The organism is Janthinobacterium sp. DSP2-3-3, assembly GCF_049897325.1.
GTDB lineage: Bacteria > Pseudomonadota > Gammaproteobacteria > Burkholderiales > Burkholderiaceae_D > Janthinobacterium.
The window spans coordinates 19,992-32,668 of the sequence record NZ_JAFCWA010000008.1; the positions used below are offsets into that span (position 1 = coordinate 19,992).

At 62.5% G+C, this 12,677-nt stretch carries 11 protein-coding genes and 1 tRNA gene; 5 read left to right on the forward strand and 7 right to left on the reverse strand.

Annotation, left to right across the window (positions count from 1 at the left end):
* Positions 1 to 28: 28 nt before the first annotated feature.
* Both ACP7DE_RS16795 and dkgB read right to left on the reverse strand, forming a co-directional pair.
* Positions 29 to 958, reverse strand: coding sequence for an LLM class oxidoreductase (locus ACP7DE_RS16795; protein ID WP_426073173.1), 930 nt, complete (start codon positions 956 to 958; stop codon positions 29 to 31).
* A 1-nt stretch (position 959) separates the two neighbouring features.
* The gene (gene dkgB / locus ACP7DE_RS16800) at positions 960 to 1,784 is read right to left on the reverse strand and encodes a 2,5-didehydrogluconate reductase DkgB (RefSeq protein WP_426073174.1); all 825 of its coding nucleotides are present in this window, start codon (positions 1,782 to 1,784) and stop codon (positions 960 to 962) included.
* A 186-nt stretch (positions 1,785 to 1,970) separates the two neighbouring features.
* On the opposite strand from dkgB, the gene ACP7DE_RS16805 reads away from it, so the two are divergent.
* Positions 1,971 to 2,046: transfer RNA gene (locus ACP7DE_RS16805), tRNA-Phe, on the forward strand.
* A 113-nt stretch (positions 2,047 to 2,159) separates the two neighbouring features.
* Here the strand turns inward: ACP7DE_RS16805 and ACP7DE_RS16810 are convergent.
* The 3 genes from ACP7DE_RS16810 to ACP7DE_RS16820 all read right to left on the reverse strand — a co-directional run bounded on the left by ACP7DE_RS16810 (position 2,160) and on the right by ACP7DE_RS16820 (position 4,429).
* The gene (locus tag ACP7DE_RS16810; RefSeq protein WP_426073175.1) at positions 2,160 to 3,509 is read right to left on the reverse strand and encodes a DASH family cryptochrome; all 1,350 of its coding nucleotides are present in this window, start codon (positions 3,507 to 3,509) and stop codon (positions 2,160 to 2,162) included.
* Complete coding sequence (locus ACP7DE_RS16815; RefSeq protein WP_426073388.1) at positions 3,506 to 3,655, reverse strand: DUF2256 domain-containing protein; 150 nt, start codon at positions 3,653 to 3,655, stop codon at positions 3,506 to 3,508. Before ACP7DE_RS16815 ends, ACP7DE_RS16810 begins: the two co-directional genes overlap by 4 nt.
* Positions 3,656 to 3,889: 234 nt before the next feature.
* Positions 3,890 to 4,429: a DUF2058 domain-containing protein gene (locus ACP7DE_RS16820; protein ID WP_426073177.1), complete on the reverse strand. Its 540-nt coding sequence runs from the start codon at positions 4,427 to 4,429 to the stop codon at positions 3,890 to 3,892.
* Between the two features lie 264 nt (positions 4,430 to 4,693).
* Here ACP7DE_RS16820 and ACP7DE_RS16825 point away from each other — a divergent pair, with 264 nt between their 5' ends.
* The 3 genes from ACP7DE_RS16825 (at position 4,694) to ACP7DE_RS16835 (ending at position 10,075) form a co-directional block, all read left to right on the forward strand.
* On the forward strand, positions 4,694 to 4,999 hold the full coding sequence (locus ACP7DE_RS16825) for a PsiF family protein (RefSeq protein ID WP_426073178.1): 306 nt from the start codon (positions 4,694 to 4,696) through the stop codon (positions 4,997 to 4,999).
* Positions 5,000 to 5,309: 310 nt separating this feature from the next.
* The gene (locus ACP7DE_RS16830) at positions 5,310 to 7,592 is read left to right on the forward strand and encodes a putative bifunctional diguanylate cyclase/phosphodiesterase (RefSeq protein ID WP_426073179.1); all 2,283 of its coding nucleotides are present in this window, start codon (positions 5,310 to 5,312) and stop codon (positions 7,590 to 7,592) included.
* A 92-nt stretch (positions 7,593 to 7,684) separates the two neighbouring features.
* The gene (locus ACP7DE_RS16835; RefSeq protein WP_426073180.1) at positions 7,685 to 10,075 is read left to right on the forward strand and encodes a prolyl oligopeptidase family serine peptidase; all 2,391 of its coding nucleotides are present in this window, start codon (positions 7,685 to 7,687) and stop codon (positions 10,073 to 10,075) included.
* A gap of 47 nt (positions 10,076 to 10,122) precedes the next feature.
* Here the strand turns inward: ACP7DE_RS16835 and ACP7DE_RS16840 are convergent, their stop codons facing one another.
* Positions 10,123 to 11,118 carry a cytochrome-c peroxidase gene (locus ACP7DE_RS16840; protein WP_426073181.1) on the reverse strand — a complete coding sequence of 332 codons (996 nt, stop codon included), beginning with the start codon at positions 11,116 to 11,118 and terminating at the stop codon, positions 10,123 to 10,125.
* A gap of 208 nt (positions 11,119 to 11,326) precedes the next feature.
* On the opposite strand from ACP7DE_RS16840, the gene ACP7DE_RS16845 reads away from it, so the two are divergent.
* Complete coding sequence (locus tag ACP7DE_RS16845; RefSeq protein WP_426073182.1) at positions 11,327 to 11,764, forward strand: hypothetical protein; 438 nt, start codon at positions 11,327 to 11,329, stop codon at positions 11,762 to 11,764.
* Positions 11,765 to 11,815: 51 nt separating this feature from the next.
* Here ACP7DE_RS16845 and ACP7DE_RS16850 read toward each other — a convergent pair whose 3' ends face one another.
* Positions 11,816 to 12,586 carry a hypothetical protein gene (locus ACP7DE_RS16850; RefSeq protein WP_426073183.1) on the reverse strand — a complete coding sequence of 257 codons (771 nt, stop codon included), beginning with the start codon at positions 12,584 to 12,586 and terminating at the stop codon, positions 11,816 to 11,818.
* Positions 12,587 to 12,677 lie beyond the last annotated feature (91 nt).

A 12,677-nucleotide genomic window follows, 5' to 3' on the forward strand; every position in this document is an offset into this window, starting at 1 on the left:
TCCGGAAGTACAGGACGCGTGTCCCAGATCAAGCGGCGCCATGAAATACGGGCAGCACGTGGTCCGCGATCTCCTGTAGCGTCTCGGCCAGCGGGCGGCGGTTCTGCCGCAGCTGCAGGCCGATATGCCGCACGCCGGCCTCGCGCATCGCGTGCAGCTCCGCGATCAGGCCATCGCGCCCCATGCGCCCGCCGAAACGAAAACGCTGCAGCGGCAAGTTCGGATCTTCGTCCAGGTCCAGGTGGATGAAGCTGACGTAGGGCTTGTCGTCACCGGCCACTGCGCGCCATTGCGCCGCCCGCCGCGCATGGTCGTCCGGCGTGCCCGGATACGCGAGCCAGCCATCCATCTGTGCGCCGATCCACGCGGGCGACTGCTGCGCCAGCCCCGCCACCAGCAGCGGCAACGGCGCGGCGGGCTTGGGCAGCAGGCGGATGCCCGCTGGCAGGCGCGTCTCGCCCCAGTCGCGCAGCATGGCGACCTGCTCGCGGAAGGCAGCGCCACGCTGATCGAAGTCGCGGCCAAACACGGGATACTCGACAGGCCGGTCACCGCTGGCCACGCCCAACAGCAAGCGCCCGCCACTCAGCTGGTCGACGCTGGCCGCCGCCTTCAAGGTCAATACCGGTTCGCGCAGCGGCAGCACCACGGCGGTCGTGCCCAGCAAGATGTTCTTGGTGATGCCGGCCAGGTAGCCCAGATACGTAAATACCTCGAAGACCTGGGCAGCATCGCCGAACGATGGATCGTACAAGGGCACGTCGCGCAGCCACAGCGCTCTGAAACCCAGGCGATCGGCCAGCTGCGCCAGATCCGCATGCTGCTTCATGTCAGGCTCCCCCGGTACGCGGCGCGACGCCGCATTCGCCTGGCGTCCCACGGACGACCAGTCATTATCGAGCGGCAGTTCCAGGCCGATATTGAAACCGCCCTGCCCCAGCTTCGTCATGGCGCCCATATCAATCCCACTGCGGCGCCAGGCCGTCCGGGTTGGCCAGGCGCTCGCCCCGTTCCAGGGTCGCCATCTGCGCCATGTCATCCGGCGACAGGGTGATACGCTGGAAATGCAGGTTCGCTTCCAGGTTGGCGCGTTTGGTCGATGACGGGATCACGGCAAAGCCCTGCTGCAGCGACCAGCTCAGGGCCACTTGCGCCGGCGTCACGCCATGCTTGGCTGCGATGGCCGCAATCACGGGGTCGGCCACCACCTTGCCATACGCGAGCGGCATGTAGGCCGTGATGTGGATGCCCTGGCTGCGCGCGAACTCGATCACCTTGCGGTTTTGCAGGAAGGGGTGGATCTCGACCTGCTGCGTGGCGATTTCAGATGCCCCCACCGTATCGATCGCTTGCTGCAGCTGCGCATTCGTGAAATTCGACACGCCGATGGCCTTGGTCAGCCCCTGCGCCTTGGCGTCAAGCAGCGCCGCCATGTACTCGGCGACGGGAATCGCGTCTTGCGGCGACGGCCAGTGGATCAGGGTCAGGTCCAGTTGCTCCAGCTGCAGCTTGTGCAAGCTGTCTTTCAGGCTGGGAATGAGTTTGTCGCGCTGCAGATTGTCGATCCAGATCTTGGTGGTGACGAACAGATCGTCGCGCGGGACGGGGCTGGCGGCGATCGCCTGGCCCACTTCGGCTTCATTGCCGTAGATTTGCGCCGTATCGATATGGCGGTAGCCGACGTCCAGGCCCGTGGTGACGGAATCGATAACGACCTGGCCCTGCAGGCGGAAAGTGCCCAGGCCGATGGCGGGGATGGCGGTGTGATCGGTGGTGGCGTTCATGCGGTAGTCCTCTCAAATCAGTAACGATGAGCACACTGTGCACCCTTCTTTTGTTGAGAAAAATACCGTTTACCTCAAATAATATTTGATCCACAGGCAAGTAAGGACCTGCCGCTGCAAGAAATCCGGGAAAAGTCACAGCCGGCTCTTGCATTCCCGTTTTGGTCTGCTATAATTCGCCACCTTGGCCTGGTAGCTCAGTCGGTAGAGCAGAGGATTGAAAATCCTTGTGTCGGTGGTTCGATTCCGCCCCGGGCCACCAAGAATTCGTTCACGCAACGCCCACTCATGTTAGTGGGCGTTGTCGTTTCTGGGGTGCGCAGTCCTTGGCGCCGTTTCATTTCCGGCGCAAAAGCTGCACCCCGTTGACATCCCTCACTTCAGCTCGACCTGCGCCGTGCCTTGCGTCGCCCAGAGGCGCCGATAGGCCCCGTCTGGATCATGGTCACGCATTTGCTTTTGCAGGTTGAACCGTCGCCCATTGCGCGGGTCGGTCCCTCGGCCGGCAACGTACAGCCAGTTACCCTGATTGCTGTAAACGTCGTAGTCGATCAGTTGCGCTTCAAACCAGGCAGCGCCGGCGCGCCAATCGCAGCCCAGATCGTGCACCAAGTAACTGGCAACAATTTGACGCAGCCGGTTGGAGAGATAACCGGTGGCACTGAGCTCGGTCATGCCCGCATTGACAAGCGGTTCACTGGTGCGGGCTTGGCACCATGCTTCGAATCGATGCGCATCGTGACTGGGCTGGCTCAGGCTGCTCAAGCCTTGCGCACGGTACAGCGCGCCCCCATGCTGCAGGTGCAGAAAGCGAAAATAGTCGCGCCACATCAATTCAAACCAGATCCAGTAAGTGCTGTCGTTGGCGCCATGCTCTGCTTCAAATTGCCTGAGTGCGGCGCACACCACGCGCGCGGATAGCGCGCCGCAGGCTAGCCATGGAGAAAATTTGGTGGAATAGCCCACGCCGGTCAAACCATTGCGTGAGAGCTTGTAGGTGTGTGCCAGCTCGCCACCGAAATACTGGCGCAGATGTTCAGCGGCGGCACTCGGGCCACCATAAAAAGCCGGTAGCGCGTACGGGAACGACGACCGTGCGGTGGCAAGATGCGCGTCCTGGAGCACGTACGGCACCACTGCCCAGGTTTCAGCCAGTGCTTCGAAGGTCGGCGGCAAGGGCGGAATTGTCGTCGGCCGCGCGAGCGGGGTCGACGGTGCCACCTGCTCTCGCTCTATGAGTATACGGAAGTTGGTGAATACATCGGGCAAGGCAGCGCACGGAAACGGCAGCGCGGCCGGATCGAGCAAGCTCGATTGCCACAGCGCTTCTACTGTCAGGCCAGCAGCACGCAGTGCGGCAAGGTCGCCCTGCTCTTCTGGCGCGGCAATCTCCTCGCAATGGATAGTCGTCGCGCCGATGGAATGCGCCAGTGCCAACAACACCTGGGCGGGGTCGCCCTCGACCTCCAGCAACTGACTGCCGTGCGACACCAGCTGCGTCGCCAAGTCCGTCAGACCCGACCGGAGAAAATGCTGGCGATGCGGGCTGGTGCGCGGCACATTCCAGCGCGTCGCGACCGATGCGCTGCGATGGCAATACACAAACAACAGATGGCCGGCGCGTTGGCAGGCCTGGCGCAAGGCCGGATTATCCTCGAGCCGCAAGTCATTGCGGAACCAGTAAATATGCGTTTGTGCCGACCTTGCGACGGGGGCGATATTCATGTCTGACGCTTGCTATCCTGGCGACAGCGATCTGAACAGTATTTCACCTCGTTCCAGACCTTTTCCCATTTTTTACGCCATGCAAACGACAACTGGCATTGCTGACAGCGTTTGGTCGGAAGGTCAGATTTTTTTCGCATACGCATGTTGATAACTCTGGCTAACGAAGGACGCAGGGTGTCACGGGAGGCAGCCGAAACAGAAGCCGGTCGCAACTGGGCGGCCTGACGGCCCGCTCGATCGAGTATGCCACATTCGGGCGGCGCCACAATCTTACGGAAAAACGGATCTGGCGCTGTTATAAACTCCGTCCTGAACGAGCCGTTTCCGGCCCGCTCGCTACCATCATCCAACGCACCTGGCGCCGGGAAATCGCCTCCTTACCACATCAAATCATCAGGAATCTGGAACGCCGCATACGGATCATCCTCGTCCACTTCGGTGCTGGCCTGTTTTACACGCACGACGATGGCGGGATCGCGTTCGGCGATTTTGTCGGCGATGATGCGCGGCACCAGTTCCACGGCGCCGCCCAGGCAGACGATCACCAAACGGCCCGCCACCAGGTGGGCTTGCACGGCAGCCGTCACGTAGAGGCGCTCGATCTTGTTGTTGAACGTAAAGTTGTACGGCACGTCGCCGTTGTTGCCCTTGCTCTGGCGGTTCTTTTGCACCATTTGCGCAATCTGCGCCACGATGGCCTTCTGGTTGGCGGCCGCGTCGCGCTGGGCGTTCAGTTCGCGCGCGCGTTCGGCATTCTTGCGCTGCGTCTCCAAGGCGGCCAGGCGCACCTCATCGACACTTTGCGTACCGCTCTTGCGCTCGTCCTTTTTTTGCTTGCTCTTGTCCTGGTTGGCCAGTTTGACCTTCTTCTTGTCGACCAGACCGGCCTTTAAAAACTGCTCTTGCAACGAGACCATAACTACTCCGTATTGAGGGTGCGCCGGCCAAGACAGCGGCATCGACCGGTGGAAAGACGCTAGCATAGCAAAAAACAGGGCCGCTGCCGCCGCAGAATGGCTGCCCGGGCCAGCCGGTGGAGGCTTGGCGCCTGGCAGTAACAAAAAGACACACTCGATTAGAAATTTTGTTGATAAATGTCATATAGTTAGTTACGTTCTGCATATCGGCTTAGCTGCCGGTTGCATACCCCCTTCCACTGACTGCGTCTACAAGGATTTGCCATGAAACAATTAATCGCCCTCTGCATCGCCGCCGCGTTTGCCAGCACCGCCTTTGCCGCCGCACCGGAAGCGGCTCCCGTCGCCAAGACGGCGCAACAGTCAAAAATGACCACTTGCAATGCCGATGCTGCCGGCAAGAAAGGCGATGAGCGCAAAACCTTCATGAAGGAATGCCTGAGCGCCAAGCCGGCACCGGCCATGACGCAGCAAAACAAGATGAAGGCGTGCAATGCCGACGCCAAGGACATGAAGGGCGACACGCGCAAGGCGTTCATGAAAGAATGCCTGAGCGCGCCCAAGAAATAAGCGCCGGTTCGAAGCGCCAGTGGGCGCTTCACTCCACAGCGCCAGCCGGAAGGCTGGCTTTTTTTTGTTCCCGATATGGAGTTCCCTCTTGCCCTATCGCCAGTCCCCGTCCTCTGCCAGCAGCCTGCTGGCCACCGCCTGCCTCGCCCCCCTCTTGGCAGGCTGTCACACGGCCACGCGACAAGGCTGAACGCTGAACGCCGGCAATCATGATGAATGATCAAGATGACATGGGGAAAGATAGCGCGTAGTATTTAATCAACCTACTGCTCAGTACGGTTACACGGCATTCTGGAGAAAGGACGGCAGCGTGGCGGCGTCGAACGATCTCGCGCACTGGCGCGGCCAGGTCTTTAACCGCCTGCTGCAGGTGGTGCTGCTGCTTGGCTTCGTGACGGCCATTCCCAGCGCGCTGCTGGCCGCGAGCGAAGCTATCTGGTCGATTGTCGCCCTCGACTTGCTGGCCATCGGCTGGGTCGGCGTCATCTGGCATCTGCGGGCCATGCCCTACCGCTGGCGCGTGTGGCAACTCCTCATCGTCGCCTACCTGGTGGGCGTGGGTCTGTTGCTGAAAATCGGCCCCGTCAGCCAGATCTACATGATGCTCATGCCCGTGCTGGCGGCCTTGCTGCTTGGAATGCGGCCAGCCCTGACGACGCTGATCCTGACTTCGCTGACCCTCTTTTTTCTCGGCCTGCATCCCGACGTCGCCCTGCAACTGCCGGGCACGCCCGATTCTCCCGTGCTGCGCGCGCTGATCGTGGCCCTGAACTTCCTGTTTATCGCCGCCGTGCTGACCCTGTCCTGCGCTTTCCTGCTGCGCCACCTGGAAGACAGCAGCCAGGCCCTGTCGCAACGCAACGCCGAGCTGCGCTTGACCGCCACGGCGCTGGCCCGCCTGAACGATATGGTGATGATCGCCGAAGTGGCCGAAGTGGCCGAAGTGGCTGATGCACCGCCCGGCCCCGGCGCGGTGCCGGCCACGCACATCATCTTCGTCAACGACGCCTTCGAGCGCAGCAGCGGCTATGCGCGCGCCGAGGTGCTGGGCCGCAGCCTGCTGTTCCAGCACGGCCCCGCCACCGATGCAGACGAACTGGCGCGCATCGCCGCCGCCATGGCCCGCGCCCAACCGGCACGCGCGGAATTACTGAACTACAACAAGAGCGGCAAGGCGTACTGGGTCGTAGCGGAACTGGTGCCGTTCACTGATGCGGACGGCAAGCAGACGCACTGGGTGGCCGTCGAGCGCGAAATCGACGAGCGCAAGAAATCGGAAGCGGACATCCACCGCCTGGCCTTCTACGACGTGCTGACTGGCTTGCCCAACCGGCGCCTGCTGATGGACCGCATCGCCCATTTGCTGGCCGCCGCGCCGCGCGACCATACAATCAGTGCGCTGATGTTCATCGACCTCGACCACTTCAAGCACATCAACGATGCGCGCGGCCATGCCACCGGCGACGCGCTGCTGCGCCTGGCGGGCGAACGGCTGGCGCAACTGATGCGCAAGGCCGACACGGTGGCACGACTGGGCGGCGACGAATTCGTCGTGCTGCTGGCGCACCTGGCCGAGGACCTGGACAGCGCCGCCCATGCTGCATCCCAGGTGGCCGAGAAAATCCGCGCCGCCATCGCACGCGACTTCGATATCGGCGGGCAGTCCTACCATTGTAGCGCCAGCATTGGCGTGACCCTGCTGCCGAAAGCGGGCCGGCAGGCGCACGACCTGCTGCGCGAAGCCGATATCGCCATGTACCGCGCCAAGGCCGAAGGGCGCAACGGCGTCGCCTTCTTTGAAGCGGCCATGCAGGCGGGCGTGGAGCGGCGCCTGACCCTGGAACGGGCGCTGGCGCGCGCCCTCGATGACCATGAATTATGCATGCACGTACAGCCGCAGGTCGACCGCGATGGACGGGTGACGGGGGCCGAAATGCTGATGCGCTGGCCGCAGGCGGACGGCACGCACATCGCGCCGGGCGTCTTCATCCCCATCGCCGAAGAATCGGGTCTGATCGTCAGGCTGGGCCACTGGGCCCTGCGCGAAGCGTGCCGCGCCGCTACGTTGCTGGCGCAGGCCGGATCGCCCATCGCCCTGTCGGTGAACGTCAGCCCGGCCCAGTTCCGCCAGCCCGATTTCGCCTCCCGCGTGCAGGCGGCGCTGGCCGAACACGGCACGCCGGCGGCCGCCCTGATCCTGGAATTGACGGAAGGCTTGCTGATCGACCAGCGCGACGCCTCGCTGGCGCGCATGCGCGAACTGGCCGAGCTCGGCATCCGCTTTTCCATCGACGATTTCGGCACCGGGTATTCCAGCCTCGCCTACCTGACCTCAATGCCGCTGTACGAACTCAAAATCGACAAGCGCTTTATCGACGACACGCCGCGCGATGCGCGCGACACGGCCATCGTGCAAGCGATACTGGCCATGGCGCGCCACCTGGGCTTGCGCGTGGTGGCCGAAGGCGTGGAAACGCAGGAGCAGGCCGACTTCCTGATCGCCCACGATTGCGACGGCTTGCAGGGCTATTTGTATGCGCGGCCGATGCCGCTCGAAGACTTTCTCGCCTGGCTGGCCCGGCATCAAGCTTAGCTTTCCGACATTTCCTGCACGAAACTCCTCCGCTAGAATACCGGCCTCATAGCCTGTACCTTCACCATCCCCTTTGATTAAAGTGATCCCCGATGCGTCTGGTTCTTCCCCTGCTGCCGCTCCTGCTGCTATCTCTGCTGCCCGCCGCCCATGCGGCCCCCTCCACCACCATCACGCCCACGCCGATCACCCTGGACCAGGCCATGGCCGATCCCGACTGGATCGGCACGCCCGTCGAAGCGGCGTGGTGGGGCTGGCATGGCCAGCTCTACTACAAGCAAAAACGCCTCGGCTCGCCCCTGCGCGACACCTATCAATTGCCAGGCGCGAACGCCAGGCTCAATAGCGGCAGGAAGGTCGACGATGCGCAACTGGCGAATCTCGATGGCCAGCAGATGGTCGTCAACCGGGCCGGCACGCGCGCCATCCTGCTGCGCAACGGGGATTTGTTCGAACGCGACCTGAAAAACGGCGCCTTGACGCAAATCACGCGTGGCGTCCCGGCCATCAGCGACCCGCAATATTCCGCCGACGGCAGCGCGGTACAGTACCGCAGCGGCACCGACTGGTTTAGCTGGAGCCGCTCTGACCGCCTGAGCGCCCCGGTGGCCCTGCTGCGCGCGGCCAAGGACCCGGACGCCAAGCCGGAAGCGGACGCCCTGCGCGACCTGCAACTGCGCCTGATCGTCAACCTGGCGCGCCAGAAGGAAGACCGCGATGCCAGCCGCGAGCGCCGTCACGAAGAGCGCCGCCTGGACAGCACGCGCGCGCCGGAACCGATCTACCTGGGCGAGAAAGTCACGATTTCGGGCAGCGCCCTGTCGCCGGACGGCCGCTGGCTGCTGTTCCTCACGCAAGATAAAGCCGCCGAGAAGGGCAAGCTGGGCAAACTGGCCCGCTACGTCACGGAAACGGGCTACCCGGACGTGGATGACGAGCGCACGCGCGTGGGCCGCAACATGCCCATCGCACAAAGCCTGAAACTGGCCGACCTGCGCACGGGCCAGGTGCGCGAGATCGCTTTCGACAGCCTGCCCGGCATCGCCGTGGACCCGCTGGCCGAGCTGCGCGCCGAACAGAAGCTGCCGCCATTGAAGGGCAACCGCCCCGTGCGCATCGACGCCCAGCGCGACGGCATCGCCTGGACCGATGACGGTTCCAAGGTGGCCGTGCGCATCCGCGCCATCGACAACAAGGACGGCTGGATTGCCAATGTCGACCTGGCCAACGGCGCCCTCATGCCCGTGCACCGCATCAGCGACGCGGCCTGGGTCAACCGCCGCGCCGACGAATTCGGCTGGCTGCCCGACAATGCCACCTTGTGGTATTTGTCCGAGGAAAGCGGCTACGCCCACCTGTACACGAAAACCGGCACAGCACCCGCACGCGCCTTGACCAGCGGCCAGTGGGAAGTGAGCGCCGTCGAGTGGAGCCGCGACGGCAAGCACGCCTATTTTATATGCAACCGGCAGGCGCCGGGCACGTATGAAGTGTGCGCCAGCACGGCCAGGGAGGGCGGCGCGCGCGAAGTGACGAACTTGAAAGGCGTGGAAAACTTCGGCCTGTCGCCCGATGGCAGCAAGCTGCTGCTGCGCTATTCGACCAGCTATGTGCCGGCCCAGCTAGCGACCATTCCTGTCTCCGGCGGCAAGGCGAATATCCTGACCGATACGCGCAGCGACGCCTTCAAGGCGCGCAACTGGATCATGCCGCAGCTGGTGCAAGTGCCGTCCTCGCATGGCGCAGCGCCCATCTGGGCCAAGCTGTACCGTCCCGCGCAACTGCAAGCGGGTAAACAGTATCCGATCGTCATGTTCGCGCATGGCGCCGGATACCTGCAAAACGTGACCGAGCGCTACCCCGTGTATTTCCGCGAACAAATGTTCCACAACCTGCTGGTGGAGCAAGGCTACATCGTGCTCGACGTCGATTACCGCGCCTCGATGGGCTACGGCAGCGCCTGGCGCACGGCCATTTACCGCCAGATGGGCCACCCGGAACTGGAAGATTTTATCGACGGCGCCAATTGGCTGGCGCAGCAACACCAGGGCGATATCAAGAATGTGGGCATCTATGGCGGCAGCTATGGCGGCTTCATGACCCTGATGGCCCTGATGCGCGCGCCGGACGTCTTCAAGTCCGGCGCCGCCCTGCGCCCTGTGACTGACTGGACCACCTACAACCACGAGTACACGGCAAATATCCTGAACACGCCGGACATCGATCCACAAGCGTACAAAATCTCGTCGCCAATCGAATACGCCGACAAACTGACAGGCAACCTCTTGATTGCCCATGGCATGATCGACGACAACGTGTTTTACCAGGATTCGGTGCGCCTGTCGCAGCGCTTGATCGAACTCAAAAAGGATCACTGGGAAATGGCCAGCTACCCGATGGAACGCCACGGCTTCGTGCAGCCGGAAGCGTGGTATGACGAGTACCGCCGGATTTATCAGTTGTTCCAGCGCACGCTGAAGTAAACCTCCAATGCCCGCTTTCAAGCGGGCATTTTTTATATGCAGCTCACTCAGTCAAACGGCACCGGCCGCGGCGTCGTGTCCGACGATGGCGGCAAGATCGGCAGCACGATGTGCGGCTGCTTGCCCGTCAAGGTCTTCAGGAAAGCCACCAGCTTGGCATTTTCATCGGGCGTAAACGTGCGGCCCAGTTGCAAGCGGCCCATCACGTCAACGGCCTGCGTCAGGGTCGCCGCTTCGCCATCATGGAAGTAGGGGTAGGTCAATTCCACGTTGCGCAGGGTGGGCACCTTGAAATTGAAGCGGTCTGCATCCTTGCCCGTCACGGCCGAGCGCCCTTGCGCCGTCATCGCCGTTTTATAGGGTTCCACCACGCCCATCTTCTGGAAGGTGTTGCCGCCCACGGCGGGACCGTTATGACAGGCGATACAGCCGCTCGATTTAAATAGCTGGTAGCCAGCCAGCTCGTCTTTCGTCAACGCGCTCTTCTTGCCGACCAGCCATTGGTCAAAGCGCGCACCGGGCGTCACCAGCACCTCTTCAAAGGCGGCGATGGCGCGCGTGACTTGCTCGATGGTCAGCTTATCCTGGCCAAAGACTTGCCTGAATTTCGCGCGGTAGGCGGGAATCGAGGCCAGCACGTCGATGGCCAGCTCATGCGTAAAAGCCATTTCGCCGGGATTGGCGATGGGGCCGCCCGCCTGCTCCTGCAAATCCTTGGCGCGGCCATCCCAGAATTGCGCCACGTTCATGCTGGCATTGAGCACCGTGGGTGAATTGATGGGCCCCCGCTGCCAGTTGTGGCCAATCGACGTCTTGATGTTATCCGTGCCGCCCATGCTCAGGTTATGGCAGCTATTGCAGGAAATGAAGCCCGAACGCGACAGGCGCGGGTCGAAAAACAGCTTTTTACCCAACTCGACCATCGCCGGATTGGCGACCTTGGCGGCAGTGATCGGCTGGATCGGCTCTTTCTCGGCGGCATGAAGAGCACCGCCAAAAGCCAGGCTGGCGATGAAGACAAAGGGGGATAAGGTGCGGCGCATAGTCTAACTCCTGGAAACATTCCCGAATCGGCGGCACGCGCCGGCGCGGGAATGCAGCACGCCGGCCCGGTTGCCACCCGACCATCGCTGGTTGGATGTTGATTTATATTAACTTTGACTGCTTAACAATGAAAATGACGGGGATCAAGGATAGTCGAGCGCGCGAATCGAGCTTGCCATTTGGGCAAGCGTGGCACATGATGAGGGCATGCAAACGCCAACCTACCCCGCCCTGTTGCCACTGCTGCGCGCCGCGTGCGCCGGCCTCCTGCTGCTGGCCGCCAGCGCCTGCAGCGCCCCCACACACAATGATGCGCCGCCCGCCCCCGGCAATGCCGGCTTGCTGGCGCAGATCCAGGCGGAAGTGGGCAGTGCTGCCTGCGATTCCACCCAGCAATGTCAAACCATCGCCATCGGCGCCAAGGCGTGCGGCGGACCGGAACGCTACCTAGCCTGGTCCAGCAAGGACAATGACGGCAAAAAACTCAAGGCACTGGCCCAGGCGCACGCCGAGGCGAGCCGCAAGCAGCAGCAAGCGGATGGCATGATGTCGACCTGCTCCATCGTCACCGACCCGGGCACCACCTGCGAGGCGGGACGCTGCGTGCTGCAAAAGAGCGGCCTGGGCGGCAGTTCGGCCCTGTAGGCAAGGATAACCACGCCGCTGGGTCAGCGGCTTTTGGGGTTTTGCTACGCGTCAGGACTGCAATTGCAAGGTCTTGACGATCTTGCTTTCCACCTTCTCGCCCGCGCCTGAAGTGGCATTCCTGCTTTCCTTGCGCAGCAACAATAAATGGTCACCGCTGACACCATACTGGCGCGTCTCGTCCGTCTTTTGCGTAAAGCTGATAACGACAAAGGCGCGTCCGCTCACATCCACGTGGAAATGGCTGGCCAGCGGCGTGCCGTCCGCGGCGATCCACACCTCAATGCCGCCTTCGAACTTCTTCACATACTTGCGGTCTTTTTCAGGCACCTTGTCGAGCGACAAAGTAAAGCTGAGCAGGCGCGCCGGCTTGCCCTTGTAGCTATCCATTTTTTCGCCGCTGAACACGGCTTCCTCAATCTCGCGCGACAGGGTATCCGCCGCCGACACCATGGCACGCAGCTCCGCCGCCTTCATTTCCCCCAACGCAAAGCCGATCGGCGTCTTGACCTTCGGATCTTTCACCCTGGCGCGCTGTTCGGCTTCCACTTTCGCCAACAAGTCCTTACTGTAGAGCACCTGCAAGCCCGCCGGCCCGCCCTCGACAGCCACCGTGGCCTGGCCGCTATCCTCATCCGCCGTCTTGCCCTCGCCCTCGCGGCGCCAGGTTTTCGACTCGACCTGCGCCTTGATGGGCATTTGCCCCTGCAAACGCGCCAGTGCCGCATTCAAATCGGCCAGCCCGTCGGCCTGTGCCGCACCGCAAAACAAACTGAACAAGCCCGCCACCGCCAAGCCTTGCACTCCAATACGTCGCTGCATCGCCACATCCCTTCAGGTCATACAAGGATGCCAAAACACCATGTTTTGGTCATCTGTTGCATTTGAACACAGCTAGCTCTGGTCAGGTAGA

Bases quoted from the DNA above. Each gene is read 5' to 3' on its own strand.
- ACP7DE_RS16845 (WP_426073182.1), top strand. From the start codon at position 11,327: ATGCAAACGCCAACCTACCCCGCCCTGTTGCCACTGCTGCGCGCCGCG.
- ACP7DE_RS16795 (WP_426073173.1), bottom strand. From the start codon at position 958: ATGGGCGCCATGACGAAGCTGGGGCAGGGCGGTTTCAATATCGGCCTG.
- ACP7DE_RS16825 (WP_426073178.1), top strand. From the start codon at position 4,694: ATGAAACAATTAATCGCCCTCTGCATCGCCGCCGCGTTTGCCAGCACC.
- ACP7DE_RS16835 (WP_426073180.1), top strand. From the start codon at position 7,685: ATGCGTCTGGTTCTTCCCCTGCTGCCGCTCCTGCTGCTATCTCTGCTG.
- ACP7DE_RS16810 (WP_426073175.1), bottom strand. From the start codon at position 3,509: ATGAATATCGCCCCCGTCGCAAGGTCGGCACAAACGCATATTTACTGG.
- ACP7DE_RS16850 (WP_426073183.1), bottom strand. From the start codon at position 12,586: ATGCAGCGACGTATTGGAGTGCAAGGCTTGGCGGTGGCGGGCTTGTTC.
- ACP7DE_RS16840 (WP_426073181.1), bottom strand. From the start codon at position 11,118: ATGCGCCGCACCTTATCCCCCTTTGTCTTCATCGCCAGCCTGGCTTTT.
- ACP7DE_RS16820 (WP_426073177.1), bottom strand. From the start codon at position 4,429: ATGGTCTCGTTGCAAGAGCAGTTTTTAAAGGCCGGTCTGGTCGACAAG.
- dkgB (WP_426073174.1), bottom strand. From the start codon at position 1,784: ATGAACGCCACCACCGATCACACCGCCATCCCCGCCATCGGCCTGGGC.
- ACP7DE_RS16815 (WP_426073388.1), bottom strand. From the start codon at position 3,655: ATGCGTATGCGAAAAAAATCTGACCTTCCGACCAAACGCTGTCAGCAA.